Genomic DNA, 21339 nt, shown 5'->3' on the forward strand with positions numbered 1-21339 from the left:
GATTGTCATGCCCCTGTGATCTGATGGAGCCTATGGAGTCCTCTGCCGGCGAGACATCAGCCCAAGCCCAAGCCCTGATCAACTGGGAGCTTGCCGCTTCCACCGCGGCCCGCCTGACGCCTGCCGGGCCCACCCTGGGGTCGGCTGAGATCGGCGCCGCCGTGGAAAATCTGCGGCTGATGGCGGACATTTCCGTGCCGCACGTCCACGACATCACCGGGCTGGAGGCCGCACGCGAACTGCGCGATTCCTCGGTCCTCATCGTGGACCGCGCCTCCTGGGCCAGGGCCAACACCCAGAGCTTCGCCGTGATGCTCAAACCGGCCATGGAAAAGATGCTCGAGAGCCGCCGCGGCACCCTGAACCCCGGCGCGGCCAGCGTCAGCGGCGCCATCACGGGCAGCCAGCTCGGCGCGATCCTCGCCTTCCTCTCCAGCAAGGTCCTGGGCCAGTACGACCCCTTCTCCGCCCTCGCCGAGAACTCCACCGCGCCCGCCGCCGGCCGCCTGCTGCTCGTGGCGCCGAACATCATCTCCGTCGAGCGCGAAATCAACGTCGAACCCGAGGATTTCCGGCTGTGGGTCTGTCTCCATGAACAGACCCACCGTGTGCAGTTCGCCGCCGCGCCGTGGCTGCGGCACCACATGCTGGAGGAGATCGACAACCTCAGCGGCCAGCTGCTCGGCAATGTCGACTCCCTGATGGAACGGGCCTCGGCTGCGGCGAAATCGCTCAAGGACCGCACCGCCTCCGGCAGTTCACCCAGCAGGGGAGCCATCCTCGACCTGCTGCAGAACCCCGAGGAAAAAGCCGCGATCTCACGCCTGACCGCACTGATGAGCCTGCTCGAAGGGCACGCCAACGTGGTGATGGACGCCGTCGACGCCAGCATCGTGCCGTCCGTGAAGACCATCCGGCAGCGCTTCAACTCCCGGGCCCAGGACCGCGGTGTGATCGAGAAGTTCATCCGCAGCCTGCTTGGACTGGACGCCAAGATGCGCCAGTACAGCGACGGCGCAAAGTTCGTCCGCGAAGTCGTGGATGTGGCCGGCATGGAGGGTTTCAACAAGGTCTGGGAGTCCGCGGACCACCTGCCGAGCGAGCCCGAAATTCACGATTCAAAGCTTTGGCTCGAACGGATGGGGCACTAGTTTCCGTGACCGCCCGTCCCGTTTCCAGCGGACGACGCCGGCCCGGCCGGCTGGCGCCCGTCGTCGGCACCGCGCGGAAAATGCTGCAGGACGCCCTGGCCGCAGCAGGCTACCCGGAACGTGTCCTGGTCGCGTGCAGCGGCGGACCTGATTCGCTGGCACTCGCCGCCGTCGCCGCCTACTTCGCCCGCCGCGGGCACGTGCACGGACACCCCGTCTCCGTGGGCGCCGTCGTGGTGGACCACCAGCTGCAGCCCGGTTCAGCCGATATCGCCGCCGCCACGGCCGTGACGCTGCGGGAACTGGGGCTCTCACCCGTGCAGGTCAGGACCGTCGAGGTCTCCTCCACCGGTATGGGGCCGGAGGCGGCTGCCCGGGACGCCCGCCATGCCGCCCTGGAGGCGGCGGCGGACGACACCGGCGCCCAGGCCATCCTGCTCGGCCACACCCTGGATGACCAGGCCGAACAGGTGCTGCTGGGACTCGCACGCGGCTCAGGAACCCGGTCCCTGGCGGGGATGCGCCCCGCCCGGGACCGCCTGCTGCGGCCGTTCCTGGGGCTGCGGCGGGCGGACACCCTCACGATCTGCGAGGTCGAGAGCCTCGAACCCTGGCACGATCCCAGCAACGCGGACCCGTCCTTTGCGCGGTCCCGGACCCGGGTGGAGGTGCTGCCGCTGCTGGAGGCAAAACTTGGTCCCGGCGTTGCCGAATCGCTCGCGCGGACCGCCGCCATCCTGCAGCTGGACGCCGACTACCTCGAGGACGTGGCCAATGACACCTTCCTCCGGCTGCGGGAGCTGTCCGGTTCCACGATCAGCCTCCCGGAGGAAGCGCTGCGGGAACTGGCGCCGGCCGTGAGGTTCCGGGTCATCGCAAAGGCCGCGGCCGCCGTCGGGGGCCAGCAGCCCAGTTACCAGCGCCTGCTGGCCGCGGAAGCGCTGCTCCGCCGCCAGGGGTCGGCGGGTCCCGTGGAGCTGCCCGGCGGGGTCAGCGTCTACCGGCTCTCGCTCGCGCAGCTCCTCGCCGAAGGGCCGTCCGGTTCCGCCGGTGTTCCCCGTGAGGCGGCCCGCTGTGGGAAGCTTGTATTCCGGCCTCAAAAACCGCCCAAAATATAGTCGCCCCCGCATCTACACAGGAGTTATTGGTGGATTCAAACGACGTCCAGGCAGATCTCAAGCACGTTCTGTACTCCAAGGAGCAGATCCAGTCTCGGATCACCGAACTCGCTGCCCAGATCGACAAGGACTACGAAGGCCGTGATCTGCTGATCGTCGGCGTGCTCAAGGGCGCCGTGATGGTGATGGCCGATCTCGCCCGCGCCCTTCACAGCCACGTCTCGATGGACTGGATGGCGGTCTCGTCCTACGGCTCCGGCACCCAGTCCTCCGGCGTGGTCCGCATCCTCAAGGACCTCGACACGGACCTCATGGGCAAGGATGTGCTGATCGTCGAGGACATCATCGACTCCGGCCTGACCCTGTCCTGGCTCAAGACCAACCTGGAATCACGCGGCACGGCCTCGGTGGAAATCTGCACCGCGTTCCGCAAGCCCACGGCCGCCAAGGTCCAGATCGACGTCAAGTACGTCGGTTATGACATCCCCAACGAGTTCGTCGTTGGCTATGGCCTGGACTACGCCGAGAAGTACCGCAACCTGGACTTCGTCGGCACCCTGGCACCGCACGTCTACGAGTAGCGGGCGGCCGCAGGGTCCGGCAGGACTGACCCGGCCCAGGTCCGGCAAGGGGCCGGTCCCGGGCCGGCCCCGCTACGCCCTCAGGGAACTTTTGGACTACACCGTGCGTGAGTAACTCCGACGGTGTATAGCTTGAAGCTGATGCAGCACCACACGCGCGCAGATCGGTCGCCGTGCAGCACTACCAGGAGGGACGGGGCCTGCCCCGAACAGATGAAAGCTAAGAGTTTCTTCAAGGGCCCGGGCATCTGGATTGTCGTTGTTGTTGGCATGCTCCTGCTGGCCTTTGCCACCCTGTCCCCGGGCGGCGCAGCCCGGATCGACACGGACAAGGGTCTCGCGCTGCTGACCGATGGCGGCAAGGTCGAACAGGCAAAAATCTTCGACGCGGAGAACCGCGTGGACCTGGTCCTGAAGGAAAACCTGCAGGTTGACGGCCAGGACAAGGGCAAGAACATCCAGTTCTACTACGTCAACGCCCGCGCCGACGACGTGGTCAAGGCCGTCACTGACGCCAGGCCCCCGAGCGGCTACACCGACCAGCCGGTCGAGAACAACTGGCTCTCCGGGCTGTTCTCCCTTCTGATCCCCGTCCTCCTCCTGGGCGTCCTCTTCTGGTTCCTGCTTTCCCGCATGCAGGGCGGCGGCTCCAAGGTCATGCAGTTCGGCAAGTCCAAGGCCAAGCTGGTCAACAAGGACATGCCCCAGGTCACCTTCAGCGACGTCGCCGGAGCGGACGAGGCCGTCGAGGAACTCGAAGAAATCAAGGAGTTCCTGCAGGAACCGGCGAAGTTCCAGGCCGTTGGCGCCAAGATCCCCAAGGGCGTGCTGCTTTACGGCCCTCCCGGCACCGGCAAAACGCTGCTGGCCCGCGCCGTCGCCGGCGAAGCCGGTGTCCCCTTCTTCTCCATCTCCGGTTCCGACTTCGTGGAAATGTTCGTCGGCGTGGGCGCATCCCGTGTCCGCGACCTGTTCGAGCAGGCCAAGGCGAACGCCCCGGCGATCATCTTCGTGGACGAGATCGACGCCGTCGGCCGTCACCGCGGTGCCGGCATCGGCGGCGGCAACGACGAACGCGAGCAGACCCTCAACCAGCTGCTGGTTGAAATGGACGGCTTCGACGTCAAGACCAACGTCATCCTGATCGCCGCGACCAACCGCCCGGACGTGCTGGACCCGGCACTGCTGCGCCCGGGCCGCTTCGACCGGCAGATCTCCGTCGAGGCCCCGGACCTGATCGGCCGCGACCAGATCCTGAAGGTCCACGCCAAGGGCAAGCCGATGGCTCCCGGCGTCGACCTGAAGGCCGTCGCCAAGAAGACCCCCGGCTACACCGGCGCGGACCTGGCCAACGTCCTCAACGAGGCCGCGCTGCTGACCGCCCGCTCCAACGCCAACCTGATTGACGACCGCGCCCTCGACGAGGCCATCGACCGTGTGATGGCCGGCCCGCAGAAGCGCAGCCGCGTCATGAAGGAACACGAACGCAAGGTCACCGCGTACCACGAAGGCGGCCACGCCCTCGTCGCCGCGGCGCTGCGGAATTCGGCGCCGGTCACCAAGATCACCATCCTGCCCCGCGGCCGCGCCCTGGGCTACACCATGGTGGTTCCGGAGAACGACAAGTACTCCGTGACCCGCAACGAGCTCCTCGATCAGATGGCCTACGCCATGGGCGGCCGTGTCGCGGAGGAACTCGTCTTCCACGACCCGTCCACCGGGGCGTCCAACGACATCGAAAAGGCCACCGGGATCGCCCGCAAGATGGTCACCGAGTTCGGCATGAGCGAACGCGTCGGCGCGGTGCGCCTCGGCCAGGGCGGCGGCGAGCCCTTCCTGGGCCGCGACGCCGGCCACGAGCGCAACTACTCCGACCAGATCGCCTACATCGTCGACGAGGAGGTGCGCCGCCTGATCGAAGGCGCCCATGACGAGGCCTACGCCATCCTGATTGAGAACCGCGACGTCCTGGACGAGCTGGCGCTCGAACTGCTGGAGCGCGAAACGCTGAACCAGGCCGAAATCGCCCAGGTCTTCACCGACATCCGGAAGCGCGATTTCCGCGAGATCTGGCTGTCCAAGGAGACCCGTCCGATCCAGGAAATCGGGCCGGTGGAATCCCGCCGGGAGAAGGCCGAACGCGAAGCGCAGGAAGAAGCCAAGGAAGCCCGCCTCGAGGAACCGCTGGACACGTTCCCGCCGCACGCCCAGGGCGTTTCCGGACAGGAGCCGTTCCAGGGCGGTGTAACGGATCTCGGGCCTGACGGCCATCCCGGCTAGGCTTCTTAAGTGACTTCTTTCTTCAATGACGACGACGACGCTCCCGCCACCGATGATTTGGCGGCGGGAGGGCCCGTCCCCGGGCCCGACGTCGTGGACAAGCCCCGGATCGCCGCGGCCGTCCGTGAGATCCTGCTGGCCATCGGCGAGGACCCGGACCGCAGCGGCCTGCTGGACACCCCGAAACGGGTTGCCAATGCCTACACCGAGATGTTCGCCGGCCTCCACCACGACCCGGCGGAAATCCTGGCCACCACCTTCGACCTGGACCACGAGGAACTCGTCCTGGTCAAGGACATTCCGTTCTACTCCACCTGCGAGCACCACCTCGTTCCTTTCCACGGGGTCGCCCATGTCGGCTACATTCCCTCGCATGACGGGAAGGTCACCGGGCTGAGCAAGCTGGCGCGGCTGGTGGACATGTTCGCCCGCCGCCCCCAGGTCCAGGAACGCCTGACCACCCAGATCGTCGAGGCCCTCGTTACTCATCTCAAGCCGCGCGGCGCCATCGTCGTCGTCGAATGCGAACACCTCTGCATGTCCATGCGCGGCATCCGCAAGCCCGGCGCCAAGACCGTCACCAGCGCGGTACGCGGGCAACTCCATGACCCGGCCACCCGTGCCGAGGCCATGAGCCTCATCATCGGAAGGTAACAACACAGACTATGGATTCCCTAGCTGCAGCACCTGGAACCGGACCCGCGACCTCGCCCCTGCCCGTCCTGCGCAAGCCCCGCCCCGCAGCGAAATTCAAGGATCTCCCCACGGACCGGACGCTTGTTATGGCGATCCTGAACGTCACCCCGGACTCCTTCAGCGACGGCGGCAAACACGCCACCGCCGACACCGCCATCGCCGCCGGTCTGCGGATGTTCTACGGCGGAGCGGACATCATCGACGTCGGCGGCGAATCCACCCGCCCGGGAGCCGTCGAAGTCGGCGTCGAGGAGGAGCAGCGGCGGGTCCTGCCCGTGATCCAGGCGCTGGTGAAGGCCGGCGCCCTGGTCAGCATCGACACCACCCACGCCGCCACCGCCGCCGCGGCGCTGGAAGCCGGGGCCGCGATCATTAACGACGTGTCCGGGCTGACCATGGAACCGGAAATGGCCGAACTCGCCGCCCGCAGCAGGGTCCCTTACATCCTGACGCACCGCCGCGGCAACGCCAGCACCATGGACTCCCTGACCGAATACGGGAACGTCGCGGACGACGTCGCCGCCGAACTCGCCGGGGTCCGCGACAAGCTGTACGCGGCCGGAGTGGCACCGGAACAGATCATCCTGGACCCGGGACTCGGCTTTTCCAAGACCGACGTGCAGAACTGGGAGCTGCTGCGGCGCCTGGACGTGCTGCAGGCCATGGGCCACAAGGTCCTCGTCGCCGCCTCCCGCAAGCGCTTCCTCGGCAGCCTCCTGACCGAGTCCGGCAAGGCCGCCCCGCCGGCCGAACGCGACGCCGCCTCCGCCGCTGTGACCGCCATCAGCGCCTACCGGGGCGCCTGGGCGGTCCGCGTGCACGACGTCGGCCCCAGCCTCGACGCCGCCAAGGTCGCCGCCCGCATGGCACCGGCCGCCACCGGCCCCAACTGAACCGACAGGCCACCATGGACCAGATCACGCTGAGCGGCGTCACCGCCGTCGGCCATCACGGAGTGTTTGATTTCGAGCGGCGCAATGGCCAGCCGTTCGTGGTCGACGCCGTGCTGCACCTGGATTTCAGCCGCGCCGCCGCCTCCGACGACGTTCTGGACACCGCGCACTACGGTGAAGTGGCCGAATGCATCCGGGGCTGGATCACGGGGGAGCCGCTGAACCTGATCGAGGCGCTGGCCGTGCGGATCGCCGAGGAGGTGCTGCGGAGGTTCCCCGTCACCGCGGTAGACATCACCGTGCACAAACCCAAGGCTCCCATCGCAGTGGAGTTCGGCGACGTCTCCGTCAGCGTCCGGCGGGCCCGACAGGTGCAGCCATGAGCTACACCCGGGCCGTGCTCGCACTCGGCAGCAACCTCGGGGCGCGCAGCGACACCCTCTCGGCCGCCGTCGCGGACATCGTTGACCCGCCCGAAGTCCGCCTGCTGGCCATCTCGCCGATTGTCCAGACGAAAGCCGTCGGCGGGCCGGCCGGCCAGCCGGACTTCCTCAACATGGTGATCGCCGTGGAGACCACACTGACACCCCTTGAGCTGCTGACGCACTGCCACGCGGTCGAAGAGAAGCATCACCGGGTCCGCGACGTGCGCTGGGGCCCGCGCACCCTCGACGTTGACATCATCACCTACGGGGAGCTGGTCAGCTCCGACCCGGAGCTTACCCTTCCCCACCCGCGTGCCGCCCAGCGGGCATTCGTGCTCTACCCGTGGTCGCTCATTGACCCTGCCGCGGAGCTTGACGGCGAACGCGTCGGCGAACTCGCCGCCCGGGCCGCCGACTTTGCCGACCTGGTGCCCTTCGACGGCTTCAAAAAACTCCATGGCGTGGCCGGAGCGGCGGAATGATGAAGTTGACCAGCCCCCTGGTGCTGCTGGTGATCAGCGCGGCAGTGGGAACCCTGGGCTGGCTCGCAGCCCTGCTGACCACCCGCTACAGCCTGAACACCCCCGTGCTGCCGCTCAACGGACTCATCACGATGGGCGTGATCGTTGTGCTCACCCTCGTGCTGGGCATCCGGGTACTCCGCTGGCGGAACGGCAACAAGAAGAAGATGCTCAACCCCATCCTGGCAGCCTTGACCCTCGTCCTGGCCCAGGCCTGCGCCTACACCGGCGCCGTCCTGCTGGGCTGGCATGCCGGGATTTTCGTTGACCAGCTGCGCCTCTGGAACCTGCGCAGCGACCAGACCCTCGCCTGGCAGGCGCTGGCGATGGCCGGGGGCGGCCTGGCGATGGTCGTGGTTGGACTGATGGTGGAACGGTTCTGCCGGATCCCGCCCGAGGACGGGGAGGGCGAGCCGGCCCCGGGTCTTCAGGAAAAGCGCAAGCCCAAGGCGGAAGGCGAATATGCGTACCGAGGCGATTGACCCTCCGGGCATCACCTGGCTGCGCGTCTCCCCAAAATACGTCACGGTGCGTCTCGCCAGCTGGGCGCTGGCCACCCTCGTCATCGTCGCGCTGCTGTGCCTCCCGCTGATTCTGGTCCTGAACGGATGGTGGCAGTCCTTCCCGCTCTGGCTCGCGGCCGGACTCCCCGCCGTGATGCTTGTCCTGGCCCTGTGGAAGCTCCTGCTCATTCCCCGCCAGGTGCGTGCCATCGGCTACGCCGAGCGGGAGGATGACCTGCTCATCCGACGCGGCATCTTTTTCCAGCGGACCCTCGTGGTCCCCTACGGCCGCATGCAGTACGTGGACATCGGCGCCGGGCCGGTGGAACGCGGCCTGGGCCTGTGCACGCTGAAGCTGCACACCGCCTCTGCCGGCACCAACGCGGAAATCCCCGGACTGCCCGCCGCCGAAGGGGCCCGGCTCCGCGAGCAGCTCTCCGCCCGCGGCGAAGCCCGGCTGGCCGGACTGTGACGGGTCCGCCGTGAGGTCCTCCGTTAGGGGAACTCGGTGAAACCGGACGCGGCCCCGGAGGCTTCCGCGGGCGCCGGGGAGGGAACCCCCGACGGCGCGTGGCTGCGCGTGCACCCGGCCTCACCCTTCCTACGCGGCTGGGTGGCGCTGGCCGCCATCGGATTCTTCTTCTTCCGGGATACCTTCGAGCGGATGCTCCAGGGCGGCCCCTTCATCGATGAGCGGATCGCCGGCCGGGCACCGTGGCTGCTACTTGGCGGCGGCATCCTGCTGCTGCTTACCGTGCTCGGCTACATCCTGAGCTGGCACTTCACCCGCTACCAGGTGGCCGAAGGCTATGTCCGGCTGAACACCGGTTTCCTTTTCAAGCAGCAGCGGCAGGCCAGGCTGGACAGGGTCCAGGCGATCGACATCGTCCAGCCGCTGCTGGCCCGGATCTTCGGGCTTGCCGAGCTCAAATTCGAGGTCGCCGACGCCGGCGATTCCGCCGTGCGGCTCGCGTATCTCCGCATGGACGAGGCACGCCAGCTCCGGGCCACCATCCTGGCCCGCGCCGCCGGAGCGGTGCCGGACCCCGCACGCCCCGGGGCCGCCGCCGCGGAAGCGCCCGAACACGCCGTGCTGACCGTACCGCCGGGACGCCTGCTCGGATCCCTGGTCCTGAGCGAGCAGACCCTGTTCGTGGTCGCCGGCGGCGCCGCCTCCGTTGTGCTCTCCACCCTTACCGAGAACCGCAGCTTTTACCTCTTCCTGATTCCCGCGGCGCTGGGCATGGTGGCCGCGTACTGGAATTCCCTCAACAGGGGTTACAACTTCACCGCCGCCATTTCCCCGGACGGCATCCGGCTGCGCTACGGACTGCTGGACACTCAGGCGCAGACCCTGCCGCCGGGCCGGATCCAGGCACTGCGGATCAGCCAGCCCCCGCTCTGGCGGATCTTCGGCTGGTACCGGATCCAGGTCAACGTGGCCGGCTACGGCGCCGCGGGAAACGACGGCGAGGGCGGCACCTCCCGGACCACGCTCCTGCCGGTGGGGACCTTCCCCGAGGTCCTCACCATGCTCTCCCTCGTCCTGCCCGACCCGGGCACCCCGGACCCGGTGCGGGTCTTCGCAGCCGGCATCAACGGCCTCGCCGGCCCTGCGGCGGATCCGGCGGTTCCGGGGCACAACGACGGCGGCTTCGTCACCACCCCGCGGCGGGCCCGGCTGCTGGCGCCACTGGGCTGGCGGCGCAACGGATTCACCGCCACCGACACGGCCCTGCTGATCCGCTCCGGCCGCTGGTGGCGGAACCTCGTGGTGGTCCCGCACCAGCGCACCCAGTCGATGGCGCTGGAGCAGGGACCCCTGGCCAGACGCTTCCGGGTCGCGGACCTGGTGCTGCACACCACCGCCGGACCGGTTTCCCCGCGGCTGGTCCAGGCCGGCCTGGACGAGGGGCGTGCCCTGCTGGATGCACAGGCGGCCCGCGCCCGGGCGGCACGCAAACGCCAGACCAGCGAGCACTGGCTGGACCAGGTCCGGGCACTCGTGGCCGAACCCTCCCACACCGAAGAACCCAACAGACAGGACCACCGGCAGCATGGCTAAACCAGGACGACTCGGCATCGGAATCATCGGCGCCGGCAAGGTGGGCGCCGTGCTGGGGGCGGCACTGCGCGGGGCGGAGCACGCCATCATCGGAGTCTCCGCCGTTTCGGACGCAAGCCGCGAACGTGCCGACGCCCTGCTGCCCGGGGTCCCGGTGCTGGACGTGCCGGACATCGTCGAGCGCGCCGAACTGGTGCTCCTGGCCGTCCCCGACGACGCACTGGGCCCGCTCGTCGAAGGCCTGGCGAAGCTCGGCGCCTGGCAGCCCGGCCAGCTCGTGGCCCACACCTCCGGTCGTTTCGGCGTCGGGATCCTGCATTCCGTCCGGGCCGCCGGCGCCATCCCGCTGGCGCTGCACCCTGCGATGACCTTCACCGGAATGAGCCTGGACCTCACCCGGCTGCTGGATTGCACCTTTGGCGTCACGGCGGACGCCGCGATGCTACCCATCGCGCAGGCCCTCGTGGTGGAAATGGGGGCGGAGCCGGTCGCGATCGCCGAGGCCGACCGCACGCTGTACCACGCGGCCCTCGCCCACGGCTCCAACCATCTGGTCACCCTGGTGGCGCAGTCCTCGCAGCTGCTCCGGGAGGTCGGCGTTGAAGCCCCCGAGCGGATGCTGGGGCCGTTGCTGCGGGCGACCCTGGAGAACGCGCTCGCCTCGGGCGAGTCGGCCCTGACCGGTCCGGTGGCCCGCGGCGACACGGGCACCGTGGCCGCGCACGCCGAGTCCCTGCGGGAGCACGACGGCGGCTCCGACGGCGATATTCTGGAGGCGTACCTGGCCATGGCCCGGGCGACGGCCCGCCGGGCGGGACGCCGGGGTCTGCTGAAGCCGGAGCAGCTCGACGCCGTCACCAAGGCGCTCGAGGGCCCGGACGATAATGGCAAACAACCCTAAGGAAGGTCCCTAACTTGGCGATCCACCTCGTGACCACGGCCGCCCAGCTCCGGGCCGAAAGCACCCGTCTGCTCAAGGAAAAGGGCGGCACCTCGCAGGGCCTGGTTCCCACCATGGGCGCCCTGCACGAGGGGCACGCCGAGCTGGCGCGCACCGCCGTCGGGCAGAACGAGGTGGTGGTGGTGAGCATCTTCGTCAACCCGCTGCAGTTCGGCGAGGGCGTGGATCTGGAACGGTACCCACGGACCCTGGAGGCGGACCTGGCGCTGCTGGACGCCGTGGGCGTGGACCTGGTGTTCGCTCCGGACGTGGACGAGGTCTACCCCGGAGGGGCGCCCAGGGTGCGGATCAGCGCGGGCCCGATGGCCCAGAAATGGGAGGGCGCGGCCCGGCCCGGGCACTTCGACGGTGCCCTGACCGTTGTGGCCAAGCTGCTGCACTACGGAATGCCCGGCGCGGCCCCGGGCGGGGATTTGCCGGCGTACCGGGCGTATTTTGGCCAGAAGGATGCGCAGCAGCTGGCACTCGTCCAGCGCATGGTGGCGGACCTGAACTTCCCCGTGGAGATCGTCCCGGTGCCGATTGTGCGTTCCGCCGACGGACTGGCGCTCTCCAGCCGCAACCGCTTCCTCTCCGCCGAGGAACGCGAGGCGGCGCTGGTGCTCTCGCGGGCGCTGCGGCTGATCGAGGACCGGGCCAACGCCCACCAGCCGCTGGACCTTGAGTCCGCGCAGGCCCTCGTGGCGTCCCAGCCGCTCGTTGAACTGGACTACTTCGACGTGGTGGATCCCAACACCCTCGAACCGCTGGCCGAGAACTGCAGGGACACGCCGTTCCGCGGCGAGGGCCTGGCGCTCATCGCGGCCAGGGTGGGCCCGGTCCGTCTGATCGACAACGTCCCGCTGGACTCCTAGACGGTTCCGCTCTCGGCCATGAGCTTCAGGTTGTCGAGGGTTTGCTCCCTGGCCCTCTCCTGGAGCCGTTCCACGAGCACACGGTCTGCGAATTTGCCTATTGCTGCGCCCGGAACGTTGTATTCGATCTCCACGGATACCTTGGTGCCGTTATTCTCGGGCTCGTAGTCCCAGGTCTGCCAGCCTTTAAGCGGCCCGTCGAATTCAATCCGCACGTGTTTGCCGCCGGACCCGGTCTGGGTGCTCTCGACCACCTTGGTCGTGACCGGGAACGGCACCCCGGCCATCAGGTAGCTGTGCTTGACGACGGTTCCGGCGCCGCCGTCGCCCTCCACGTTCTTTGCCTCGCTGAGGTTCACCCACCAGGACGACCAATGGTGGGGGTCCGTGGCGATCTCCGTGACCCGGTCCACGGGTGCGGCGATCTGGATGCTCTGCTGGATGTGGCCCATCGAAAACTCCTTTGAACATGGGGTGAGGGGCAGCTCCCGGTTGGCACGGCGGGCGCTCCCTGCTCTCTCAAGGGAACGCCGCTGAGCGGACCGGGAGTAGGGCAGAAGGTCCTGCCGGACGCAGGGCGCAGTAATCTGTCTGCACCGGCGGGAATTACCTTGGCGCACCGCTGGTTGGCACCTGTTGTAGCGACGACGCTCGCAGACCCCATTTCAAAAACTCCCTGAGGGAACCCCCATGTCTACAGACGTCACTTCAAAGCAGCCCGGCGATCCCGGGCACGCCGCGCACAGCCAGGTTCCCGGCGCGGCTGCTGCTCCGCCTGCGCCGCCGGCGAAGATGTCCCGGGAATCGGTCACCGTCATCGCCACCCTGCTGGTGGCCACCTTCGTGGTCATCCTGAACGAAACCATCATGAACGTTGCGCTGCAGCGGCTGATGGTCGATCTCGGAGTCACCGCCCCCACGGTGCAGTGGCTGTCGACGGGTTTTATGCTCACGATGGCCATCGTGATCCCCACGACCGGCTTTATCCTGCAGCGGCTGTCCACCCGCGCCGTTTTTATGCTCGCCATGGGCCTGTTCTCCGGCGGCACGCTGCTCGCGGCGCTGGCCCCGGGATTCGAAATCCTCCTGCTCGCCCGGATCGTCCAGGCCGGCGGCACGGCCATCATGCTCCCGCTGCTGATGACCACCATCCTGACCCTGGTACCCGTGTCACGCCGCGGCTTCGTGATGGGCAACGTCAGCATCGCCATCTCGGTGGCGCCGGCCATGGGCCCCACGGTTTCCGGGCTGATTCTTGAGCACTTCTCCTGGCGCTTCCTGTTCGTCTTTGTCCTGCCGATCGCCCTGGCCGCGTTCGCCATCGGGGCCAGGTTCCTGACCAACATCGGCGAAAAGGAAAACACCCGGCTCGACGTCCTGTCCGTGCTGCTGACCGTTCCGGCCTTCGGCGGACTCGTCCACGGACTGAGCCAGATCGGCGGCGGCCAGGGCGGTCCCGGCGCCCGCCGTCATCGCCCTGGCCGTGGGCGTCATCGCCATGGTCGCCTTTGTGCTCCGGCAGGTGCGGCTGCAGAAGTCTGAGGCGCCGCTGCTGGACCTGCGCGCCTTCACGTTCCGGATGTTCACGGTGTCCGTGCTGCTGCTGGTGGTGGCCATGGTCGCCCTCTTCGGCGCGGTGATCCTCCTGCCGTTGTACCTGCAGGAAATTCGTGGCCTGACGTCGCTGGAGACGGGGCTGACCCTGCTGCCCGGCGGCCTCGCGATGGGCCTGCTGGGGCCCTTCATCGGGCGGCTCTTCGACAAAGTGGGCCCGCTGCCGCTGACTGTCACCGGCTCGCTGCTGCTGGTGGTGGCCCTCTTCCAGTTCTCCCTGCTCGACGCGGAAACGCCCGTCGGGTGGATCGTCGCGCTGTATGTGGGCCTGAGCCTGGGGCTGGCCCTGATCTTCACTCCCGCGTTCACGACCGGGCTGAACCCGCTGCCCCCGCACCTGTATTCACACGGCTCGGCGATTATGAGCACCCTGCAGCAGGTCGCCGGGGCCGCCGGAACGGCACTGCTCGTCTCCATCTACGCGGTGGTCTCCGCCGGCGCGGGAATGGTCGCGGGCATGCACGCGGCGTTCCTCACGGCATCGGTCATCGCCCTGGCCGCCGTCGTACTGGCCGTCATGATGCGCAAAACTGCCGGAGCGGAGCACCCCGCTTCGCACTAGCCCCAACGCGCTTAACTCAACGCGGGGTCACTTGGCGCCCATCCGGCCGACCGGAATGGGCGCCAAGTGACCCCGCGTTGCTGTCGCTGGGGCTGGCTGCTAGCTGGCGAAGAACTCGCTCAGCGCGGAGATGAGCTTGTCCGGTGCCTTGTTGACGCCGTCGTGGCCCATGCCGGGCAGGATCGTGTAGCTGGAGCCGGAGAGCACGTCGTGGATCTGGGCGCAGGCCACGCCGAAATACGCCGGGCTCTTCTCGCCAACGATGATCAGCGTTTCCAGCGGCAGTTCCAGGAACGGCTCGGCCGGCATGTCGGCGGCGATGATGGCCTTGATCTCCCGGACGCCGGTCTTCATCAGCTCGCGCATCTGTTTGCCGAGCGGCGTGCCAGCAGCCAGTTTGTTCGCCAGGGTCAGCATGGACAGCGGCATCCGGGACAGGGCGCTGCCGGTCTCGAGGCCCCTGAGCAGCACGGCGAGGGCGCGGTCGTCGTCGCCTGCCGCCGTCGCCTTCTCATACTCGGTGGTCCAGTCCGCGGTGACGCTGTGGTTCACGGAGACGGCCGGATCGTACACGGCGAGGCGTTCCACCGGCAGGGTGCGGGCGGCGTGCAGTGCCACCGCGCCGCCGAAGCTGTGGCCGAAAACGTCGGTGCTGGAGGTGTGCTTCATGACCGCGTCGAGGTCTTTGATGTCCACGTCGAGGGTGTAGTCCTCCGGCTGCGGTGAGGAGGAGCCGCGGCCGCGCCGGTTGAAGGTATGCACCGGGCGTCCCAGCGATGCGCTGAGCTTCTGGGCGAAGCGGGTGTAGTCGGCGGCGGTCACCATGGAGGCCGCCACAACGACGACGCCGGAGCCCGCCGAGGCCAGCTCGGCACCCGTGCTGAAAAGCTCGATCGTTCCACCGTCGGGGGTTCTGATGTTCTCGCGGGTCATGGTCAGAGCCTAGCCGAGGCTGCAGCTACGGCGTAGTAGCGTCCCCGGACTGCGAACCTAGCTCCCCAGCCGGCCGCCGGAGACCTCCAGGTAGCAGGAGCCGCAGAGCGACTCGTACCAGACGTCCTGGCCGTCGATCGCGACCTGGTCGCCGTCGAAGACCACCTGGTCCCCGGCCCGGCGGGTGTTGAAGATGGCCTTGCGGCCGCAGCGGCAGATGGTCTTCAGTTCCTCAAGGGTGTGGGCGATCTCCAGGAGGCGCAGCGATCCCGGGAACGCCCGGGTGCGGAAGTCCGTGCGGATGCCGTACGCCAGCACCGGGACGTTGTCCAGGACAGCGATCCGGAACAGGTCGTCCACCTGGGCCGGTTCGAGGAACTGCGCCTCGTCCACCAGCAGGCAGGCCACCGGCTGCGTGTCCACATGCTCCAGCAGGGCGTCCGGGTCGTCTCCATGGGCCTGGGCGGTGAACAGCTCCCGCGCGGACGCCCCTGCCGGGATCAGGAAGTCCACCGAGCGCGTCATGCCCAGCCGGGACACGACGTCGGCGTCACCCTTGGTGTCCACATCCGGCTTGGCCAGCAGGACCCGCTGGCCGCGCTCCTCGTAGTTAAAGGCCGCCTGCAGCAAGCCCGTTGACTTGCCGGAGTTCATCGCGCCATAGCGGAAGTAGAGCTTGGCCAAGGGGGTCCTTTCGAAAGGGTCGCCCACCGATTGTAAAGGCGCGCCCCTCCCGGCGAAGTACTCCGGACTCCCGCCCCCGCTCAGCATCGGAGCGGGGGCACGGACGCGAAGTCCGCCAAATCGGCGCCGGTGTCCAGCGCCGCCCGCATCCGGCGCAGCCTTGGGTCCGGTCCGCAACGGGCCGCAGCCGTGCCGGACCGGCCCGGGCGGAAACCCCGGTAAACTTAGGGATTGTGACTTCCCAAAACACCTCCGCCCCGAACACCGCCGCCGACTCCCACGACGCCAGCGAACAGACGCGCATCCGCATGGAGAAGCGCGCCAGGCTGATCGAGCGCGGCATTGAGGCGTATCCGGTGGGTGTTGAGCGCACACATTCACTGGGTGAAATCCGGGAGAAGTACGCGCACCTCGAGGCCGACGAAACCACCGGCGACGTCGTCGGCGTGACCGGCCGCATCGTCTTCATCCGCAACACCGGCAAGCTCTGCTTCGCCACGCTCCAGGAGGGCGGCACCGACGGCAAGGCCGTCCGTCTGCAGGTCATGCTGAGCCTGGCCAACATCGGCGAGGATGCGCTCGCCGACTGGAAGGCCCTCGTGGACCTCGGCGACCACGTGTTCGTCAAGGGCGAGGTGATCTCCTCGCGGCGCGGCGAGCTTTCGGTCATGGCCGGGTCATGGTCCATGGCATCCAAGGCGCTGCGACCGCTGCCGGTGCTGCACGCCGAGCTCAACGAGGAAACCCGCGTCCGCCAGCGCTACGTGGACCTCATCGTCCGGGACGAAGCCCGCGAAATGGTCTACACCCGTGCCGCCATTACCCGTTCCATCCGCGAGACCCTGCACCGCCAGGGCTACGTCGAGGTGGAAACCCCGATGCTGCAGCTGGTTCACGGCGGCGCCACGGCACGCCCCTTCGAGACACACATGAACGCGTTCGACCAGAAAATGACCCTGCGGATCGCCACCGAGCTCTACCTTAAGCGAACCGTCGTCGGCGGAATCGACCGCGTCTACGACATGGGCCGGGTCTTCCGCAACGAAGGTGTGGACTCCACCCACAGCCCGGAATTCACCACCCTGGAGAGCTATGAGGCCTGGGCCGACCAGTTCGTCATGGCGGACCGCATCAAGGAACTCATCCTTGACGCCGCCGACGCGGCCGGCGTTGGCCGGGTCCTGCAGACCGAAGCGGGGGAGATCAACCTCGACGGCGACTGGGCGTGGATGGCGGTCTACCCGGGACTGTCCGAAACCGTGGGCCAGGAAATCACGCCCGGGACCCCGGCGCCGGAACTGCTGGCGCTCGCCGCCAAGCACGAGGTCAAGGTTGACGCCAACTGGGATGCCGAGAAGCTGGTGGTCGAACTCTTCGGCGAACTGGTCGAGCCGACCCTGCTGAATCCGACCTTCGTCTACGACTACCCGCCGTCGGCCCAGCCGCTGGCCCGCCAGCACCGCGAGGATGACCGGCTGATCGAGGCGTGGGACCTCATCATCGGCGGCATGGAGCGCGGCACGGCCTTCTCCGAGCTGATTGACCCGGTCATCCAGCGCGAACGGCTCACCGAGCAGTCCCGCCGCTCGGCCGCCGGCGACGTCGAGGCCATGCAGCTGGACGAGGACTTCCTCCGCGCGCTGGAGTACGGTGCCCCGCCGATGGGCGGGATCGGCCTGGGCATCGACCGGCTGGTCATGCTCTTCACCGGCGCGGGCATCCGCGAGACCATCCTGTTCCCGCTACTGAAGCCCGAAGGACACTGACCATGGAGTACATCGCCGTATTGCTTCCCTCCGTCGTCGTTGGCCTGATTTTCTGGTTCGCCATGAAATCGATTTTCAATGCCGACAAATCCGAGCGCCAGGCCGAAGCGCGCGCCCAGGCGGAAGCCGACGAAAAAGCCCAGGCGCCTCATACCCTTGGCCGCGGCGACCATTCCGGCGGCCATTCCGGCGGCCCGGACAAATAACGGCCATTTGACCTTGGGTTTTCCTTTGGAAACCATTTTCCGCTTTGACTCGTTGCCATAAAGCAGAGGATACTTTTAAACAGGCAGAACCTGCTTTTCCTAAATACTCATCCTTTTGGAAAGAGAGTCTTTAATGGCACAGAAAGTAAAAATCATCCTTGTTGATGATCTGGATGGGGGATCCGCGGACGAGACCGTGCGGTTTGGCCTTGACGGCGTCAGCTACGAAATCGACCTGTCCTCGGACAATGCCGCAGCGCTGCGCTCTGCAGTTGAGCGGTTTGTAAGCCACGCACGCAAGACCTCAAGCGGCCGCGCGACCCGCACCAAGATTTCATCCGGCCGGAACCAGGACTCCGCCCAGATTAGGCAGTGGGCCCGCGATAACGGCTATGCGGTAAACAGCCGCGGGCGCATCCAGGCTGAAATTCAGGAAGCCTACCAAAAGGCGAATTCTTAGCCAGGGTCCTGCGGCGCCGTAAGCGCCCGGACGCAATATCATCAATGACTTTGCCCCCGCTTTTTGGCGGGGGCATTTTCGTGGTCCCCGCGGCGCTGCCGGAGCCGCCGCGCCTTCCAGCCCAGTTACCGGGCAAAGAAGCGGTCCAGAGCCGTGGACACACCGGTTGCGTCCCGTTCCGGAAGAAGCAACCGGGCAGGAGCGCAGCGCCCGGCATGGTTCAAGCACCCTGCCGGCACCGCAGGGGCCCGGCCGCCCCGCAGGGCGACGTCGCGGGGGCCCGGCTGCGTCCGTTGCGGAGGCCCGGCCGGCCCGCCGTTCGTGCCGTGATGTGACGCGGCTGCGGCGTCCCGGTTTCCCCTGTGGCGAACAAGCCACAATTCTTGAACCCGGACACGTAGCATCAAAGTATTCGTAGCTAGGAGTGTGGCGAAATGTTTGAGCGATTTACGGACCGTGCCCGTCGCGTAGTTGTGCTTGCCCAAGAAGAGGCGCGCATGCTGAACCACAATTACATCGGTACCGAACACATCCTCTTGGGTCTGATCCATGAAGGTGAAGGTGTTGCTGCCAAAGCCCTTGAGTCCTTGAGCATTTCGCTCGACGGCGTCCGCGAGCAGGTGCAGGAGATCATCGGGCAGGGCCAGCAGGCCCCGTCCGGACACATCCCCTTCACCCCCCGTGCCAAGAAGGTCTTGGAACTCTCGCTCCGCGAGGCCTTGCAGCTGGGACACAACTACATCGGCACCGAGCACATCCTGCTCGGCCTCATCCGCGAGGGTGAAGGCGTTGCCGCCCAGGTGCTGGTCAAGCTCGGGGCGGACCTCAACCGCGTCCGCCAGCAGGTCATCCAACTGCTCTCGGGTTACCAGGGCAAAGAAACCACCGGCGCCGGCGTTGGCCCGGGCCAGGCCGAAGGCACCCCTGCCGGTTCCGTCGTCCTGGACCAGTTCGGCCGCAACCTGACCCAGGCCGCCCGGGAGAACAAGCTGGACCCCGTCATCGGCCGCGAGTCCGAAATGGAACGCGTCATGCAGGTGCTTTCCCGGCGCACCAAGAACAACCCCGTGCTGATCGGCGAGCCCGGTGTCGGCAAGACCGCCGTCGTCGAGGGCCTTGCCCAGGCGATTGTCCGCGGCGACGTCCCGGAAACCATCAAGGACAAGCAGCTGTACACGCTTGACCTTGGCTCGCTCGTGGCCGGCTCGCGCTACCGCGGTGATTTCGAAGAGCGCCTGAAGAAGGTCCTCAAGGAGATCCGCACCCGCGGTGACATCATCTTGTTCATCGACGAGATCCACACCCTGGTCGGTGCCGGTGCCGCCGAGGGCGCCATCGATGCGGCCTCGATCCTGAAGCCCATGCTGGCCCGCGGTGAGCTCCAGACCATTGGCGCCACCACGCTGGACGAGTACCGCAAGCACATCGAGAAGGACGCCGCGCTGGAACGCCGTTTCCAGCCGATCCAGGTCAAGGAGCCCTCTGTCGCGCACGCGATCGAGATTCTCAAGGGCCTCCGCGACCGGTACGAGGCGCACCACCGCGTCACCATCACCGACGGCGCCCTCGCCTCGGCGGCGAGCCTTTCCGAGCGCTACATCTCGGACCGCTTCCTGCCGGACAAGGCGATTGACCTGATCGATGAGGCCGGCGCGCGGCTGCGCATCCGCCGGATGACCGCTCCGCCGGAGCTGAAAATCATGGACGAGAAGATCGCCGCCATGAAGCTGGAGAAGGAATCCGCGATTGACGCGCAGGACTTCGAAGGTGCCGCCTCGCTGCGAGACAAGGAGCAGAAGCTCATTGCCGAGCGTGCCGAGAAGGAACGCCAGTGGAAGACCGGCGGCATGGATGACATCTCCGAGGTTGATGAGGACCTGATTGCGGAGGTGCTGGCGAACTCCACCGGCATCCCGGTGTTCAAGCTGACCGAGGAAGAGTCCTCGCGGCTGCTGAAGATGGAAGACGAGCTGCACAAGCGCGTGGTCGGCCAGGACGAGGCCATCAGGTCCCTGTCCCAGGCGATCCGCCGCACCCGTGCAGGCCTGAAGGACCCGAAGCGTCCGGGCGGTTCGTTCATCTTTGCCGGCCCCACCGGCGTCGGCAAGACCGAGCTCGCCAAGGCCCTGGCTGAATTCCTCTTCGGCGAGGAAGACGCCCTGATCACCCTGGACATGTCCGAGTACTCGGAGAAGCACACGGTGTCGCGTCTCTTCGGCGCCCCTCCGGGCTACGTGGGCTACGAGGAAGGCGGGCAGCTGACCGAGAAGGTCCGCCGCCGCCCGTTCTCCGTGGTCCTGTTCGATGAAGTGGAGAAGGCGCACGCCGACCTCTTCAACTCGCTGCTGCAGATCCTGGAAGACGGCCGGCTGACCGACTCCCAGGGCCGGGTGGTGGACTTCAAGAACACCGTGATCATCATGACCACCAACCTCGGCACCCGGGACATCTCCAAGAGCGTTGCCACCGGCTTCCAGTCCGGCACGGACACGCAGACCGGCTACAACCGGATGCGGGCCCGCGTCACGGAGGAGCTCAAGCAGCACTTCCGTCCCGAGTTCCTGAACCGTGTTGATGACGTTGTGGTCTTCCCGCAGCTGACCCAGGACGAGATCATCGAGATCGTGGACATGTTCGTCGGCCGCCTGGAGAAGCGCCTCAAGGACAAGGACATGGGCATCGAGCTCACGCCCGCGGCCAAGATCCTGCTGGCAACCCGCGGCTACGACCCCGCCATGGGCGCCCGGCCGCTGCGCCGGACCATCCAGCGCGAGATCGAGGACCAGCTCTCCGAGAAGATCCTCTTCGGCGAGATCCACGCCGGCGACATCGTGGTGGTGGATGTGGAAGGCGAAGGTGACGACGCCAAGTTCACCTTCGCCGGCAACACCAAGCCGCGCATCCCGGAGATCGCTCCGAGCGTCTAAGCAGTAAATTCAGAGGCCCCGTCCGCTCCGAAAGGAGTTGGCGGGGCCTTTGTGCTGCCCTGGGCCGGTGCCCGCCGGGCCCGGTGCCCGCCGGGCCCGGGGCCCCCGGGCGGGTGTGAAGACAGTGTTTCACTGTGGG

At 67.5% G+C, this 21339-nt stretch carries 20 protein-coding genes and 1 pseudogene; 18 read left to right on the forward strand and 3 right to left on the reverse strand.

The window, feature by feature from the left end; genetic code table 11:
* Positions 1 to 32: 32 nt before the first annotated feature.
* From ASPU41_RS06845 to panC, 13 genes are all read left to right on the forward strand, one after another.
* Positions 33 to 1151: a zinc-dependent metalloprotease gene (locus ASPU41_RS06845; RefSeq protein ID WP_069950288.1), complete on the forward strand. Its 1119-nt coding sequence runs from the start codon at positions 33 to 35 to the stop codon at positions 1149 to 1151.
* Positions 1152 to 1231: 80 nt separating this feature from the next.
* Positions 1232 to 2269, forward strand: coding sequence for a tRNA lysidine(34) synthetase TilS (gene tilS / locus ASPU41_RS06850; protein WP_197515832.1), 1038 nt, complete (start codon positions 1232 to 1234; stop codon positions 2267 to 2269).
* Positions 2270 to 2298: 29 nt separating this feature from the next.
* Positions 2299 to 2850, forward strand: coding sequence for a hypoxanthine phosphoribosyltransferase (hpt, locus tag ASPU41_RS06855; protein ID WP_069950289.1), 552 nt, complete (start codon positions 2299 to 2301; stop codon positions 2848 to 2850).
* Between the two features lie 213 nt (positions 2851 to 3063).
* A complete protein-coding gene (ftsH, locus tag ASPU41_RS06860) occupies positions 3064 to 5130 on the forward strand; it encodes an ATP-dependent zinc metalloprotease FtsH (protein ID WP_069950290.1) in 2067 nt (688 codons plus the stop codon).
* Positions 5131 to 5187: 57 nt separating this feature from the next.
* The gene (gene folE, locus ASPU41_RS06865; protein ID WP_069952534.1) at positions 5188 to 5784 is read left to right on the forward strand and encodes a GTP cyclohydrolase I FolE; all 597 of its coding nucleotides are present in this window, start codon (positions 5188 to 5190) and stop codon (positions 5782 to 5784) included.
* A gap of 11 nt (positions 5785 to 5795) precedes the next feature.
* Positions 5796 to 6719, forward strand: a complete 924-nt coding sequence (gene folP / locus ASPU41_RS06870; protein WP_069950291.1) for a dihydropteroate synthase — start codon at positions 5796 to 5798, stop codon at positions 6717 to 6719.
* A gap of 14 nt (positions 6720 to 6733) precedes the next feature.
* Positions 6734 to 7102, forward strand: coding sequence for a dihydroneopterin aldolase (gene folB, locus ASPU41_RS06875; RefSeq protein WP_069950292.1), 369 nt, complete (start codon positions 6734 to 6736; stop codon positions 7100 to 7102).
* Positions 7099 to 7626: a 2-amino-4-hydroxy-6-hydroxymethyldihydropteridine diphosphokinase gene (gene folK / locus ASPU41_RS06880; RefSeq protein WP_069950293.1), complete on the forward strand. Its 528-nt coding sequence runs from the start codon at positions 7099 to 7101 to the stop codon at positions 7624 to 7626. The genes folB and folK overlap by 4 nt, the downstream gene beginning before the upstream one ends.
* A complete protein-coding gene (locus tag ASPU41_RS06885) occupies positions 7626 to 8147 on the forward strand; it encodes a DUF3180 domain-containing protein (RefSeq protein ID WP_069952535.1) in 522 nt (173 codons plus the stop codon). The genes folK and ASPU41_RS06885 overlap by 1 nt, the downstream gene beginning before the upstream one ends.
* The gene (locus ASPU41_RS06890) at positions 8128 to 8640 is read left to right on the forward strand and encodes a PH domain-containing protein (RefSeq protein WP_069950294.1); all 513 of its coding nucleotides are present in this window, start codon (positions 8128 to 8130) and stop codon (positions 8638 to 8640) included. The genes ASPU41_RS06885 and ASPU41_RS06890 overlap by 20 nt, the downstream gene beginning before the upstream one ends.
* A 36-nt stretch (positions 8641 to 8676) precedes the next feature.
* The gene (locus ASPU41_RS06895) at positions 8677 to 10233 is read left to right on the forward strand and encodes a PH domain-containing protein (protein WP_069950295.1); all 1557 of its coding nucleotides are present in this window, start codon (positions 8677 to 8679) and stop codon (positions 10231 to 10233) included.
* A complete protein-coding gene (locus tag ASPU41_RS06900) occupies positions 10226 to 11134 on the forward strand; it encodes a Rossmann-like and DUF2520 domain-containing protein (protein ID WP_069950296.1) in 909 nt (302 codons plus the stop codon). The genes ASPU41_RS06895 and ASPU41_RS06900 overlap by 8 nt, the downstream gene beginning before the upstream one ends.
* A gap of 14 nt (positions 11135 to 11148) precedes the next feature.
* Positions 11149 to 12048: a pantoate--beta-alanine ligase gene (gene panC, locus ASPU41_RS06905; RefSeq protein WP_069950297.1), complete on the forward strand. Its 900-nt coding sequence runs from the start codon at positions 11149 to 11151 to the stop codon at positions 12046 to 12048.
* On the opposite strand, the gene ASPU41_RS06910 is transcribed toward panC, so the two are convergent.
* The gene (locus ASPU41_RS06910; protein ID WP_069950298.1) at positions 12045 to 12500 is read right to left on the reverse strand and encodes an SRPBCC family protein; all 456 of its coding nucleotides are present in this window, start codon (positions 12498 to 12500) and stop codon (positions 12045 to 12047) included. The genes panC and ASPU41_RS06910 overlap by 4 nt on opposite strands.
* Before the next feature lie 238 nt (positions 12501 to 12738).
* On the opposite strand from ASPU41_RS06910, the pseudogene ASPU41_RS06915 reads away from it, so the two are divergent.
* Positions 12739 to 14224, forward strand: a pseudogene (locus tag ASPU41_RS06915) (DHA2 family efflux MFS transporter permease subunit).
* 99 nt (positions 14225 to 14323) lie between these two features.
* On the opposite strand, the gene ASPU41_RS06920 reads toward ASPU41_RS06915, so the two are convergent.
* Both ASPU41_RS06920 and ASPU41_RS06925 read right to left on the reverse strand, forming a co-directional pair.
* Positions 14324 to 15157 (reverse strand): alpha/beta fold hydrolase, encoded by an 834-nt coding sequence (locus tag ASPU41_RS06920; RefSeq protein ID WP_069950299.1) that lies wholly within the window; start codon positions 15155 to 15157, stop codon positions 14324 to 14326.
* 57 nt (positions 15158 to 15214) lie between these two features.
* Positions 15215 to 15841: a thymidine kinase gene (locus tag ASPU41_RS06925; RefSeq protein WP_069950300.1), complete on the reverse strand. Its 627-nt coding sequence runs from the start codon at positions 15839 to 15841 to the stop codon at positions 15215 to 15217.
* Between the two features lie 233 nt (positions 15842 to 16074).
* Between ASPU41_RS06925 and lysS the strand changes: the two genes are divergently transcribed.
* From lysS to ASPU41_RS06945, 4 genes are all read left to right on the forward strand, one after another.
* Positions 16075 to 17607: a lysine--tRNA ligase gene (lysS, locus tag ASPU41_RS06930; protein WP_069950301.1), complete on the forward strand. Its 1533-nt coding sequence runs from the start codon at positions 16075 to 16077 to the stop codon at positions 17605 to 17607.
* 2 nt (positions 17608 to 17609) lie between these two features.
* Entirely contained in the window at positions 17610 to 17813 is a 204-nt protein-coding gene (locus ASPU41_RS06935; RefSeq protein ID WP_069950302.1) for a hypothetical protein, read from the forward strand.
* Positions 17814 to 17946: 133 nt separating this feature from the next.
* On the forward strand, positions 17947 to 18273 hold the full coding sequence (locus tag ASPU41_RS06940) for a histone-like nucleoid-structuring protein Lsr2 (RefSeq protein ID WP_069950303.1): 327 nt from the start codon (positions 17947 to 17949) through the stop codon (positions 18271 to 18273).
* A gap of 434 nt (positions 18274 to 18707) precedes the next feature.
* On the forward strand, positions 18708 to 21200 hold the full coding sequence (locus tag ASPU41_RS06945; protein ID WP_069950304.1) for an ATP-dependent Clp protease ATP-binding subunit: 2493 nt from the start codon (positions 18708 to 18710) through the stop codon (positions 21198 to 21200).
* The last annotated feature ends 139 nt before the right edge of the window (positions 21201 to 21339 follow it).

Origin of the sequence: Arthrobacter sp. U41 (assembly GCF_001750145.1) — a bacterium.
Taxonomy (GTDB): domain Bacteria; phylum Actinomycetota; class Actinomycetes; order Actinomycetales; family Micrococcaceae; genus Arthrobacter.

Bases quoted from the DNA above. Each gene is read 5' to 3' on its own strand.
- ASPU41_RS06845 (WP_069950288.1), top strand. From the start codon at position 33: ATGGAGTCCTCTGCCGGCGAGACATCAGCCCAAGCCCAAGCCCTGATC.
- tilS (WP_197515832.1), top strand. From the start codon at position 1,232: ATGCTGCAGGACGCCCTGGCCGCAGCAGGCTACCCGGAACGTGTCCTG.
- ftsH (WP_069950290.1), top strand. From the start codon at position 3,064: ATGAAAGCTAAGAGTTTCTTCAAGGGCCCGGGCATCTGGATTGTCGTT.
- folP (WP_069950291.1), top strand. From the start codon at position 5,796: ATGGATTCCCTAGCTGCAGCACCTGGAACCGGACCCGCGACCTCGCCC.
- folB (WP_069950292.1), top strand. From the start codon at position 6,734: ATGGACCAGATCACGCTGAGCGGCGTCACCGCCGTCGGCCATCACGGA.
- folK (WP_069950293.1), top strand. From the start codon at position 7,099: ATGAGCTACACCCGGGCCGTGCTCGCACTCGGCAGCAACCTCGGGGCG.
- ASPU41_RS06885 (WP_069952535.1), top strand. From the start codon at position 7,626: ATGAAGTTGACCAGCCCCCTGGTGCTGCTGGTGATCAGCGCGGCAGTG.
- ASPU41_RS06890 (WP_069950294.1), top strand. From the start codon at position 8,128: ATGCGTACCGAGGCGATTGACCCTCCGGGCATCACCTGGCTGCGCGTC.
- ASPU41_RS06900 (WP_069950296.1), top strand. From the start codon at position 10,226: ATGGCTAAACCAGGACGACTCGGCATCGGAATCATCGGCGCCGGCAAG.
- ASPU41_RS06910 (WP_069950298.1), bottom strand. From the start codon at position 12,500: ATGGGCCACATCCAGCAGAGCATCCAGATCGCCGCACCCGTGGACCGG.
- ASPU41_RS06920 (WP_069950299.1), bottom strand. From the start codon at position 15,157: ATGACCCGCGAGAACATCAGAACCCCCGACGGTGGAACGATCGAGCTT.
- ASPU41_RS06935 (WP_069950302.1), top strand. From the start codon at position 17,610: ATGGAGTACATCGCCGTATTGCTTCCCTCCGTCGTCGTTGGCCTGATT.
- ASPU41_RS06940 (WP_069950303.1), top strand. From the start codon at position 17,947: ATGGCACAGAAAGTAAAAATCATCCTTGTTGATGATCTGGATGGGGGA.
- ASPU41_RS06945 (WP_069950304.1), top strand. From the start codon at position 18,708: ATGTTTGAGCGATTTACGGACCGTGCCCGTCGCGTAGTTGTGCTTGCC.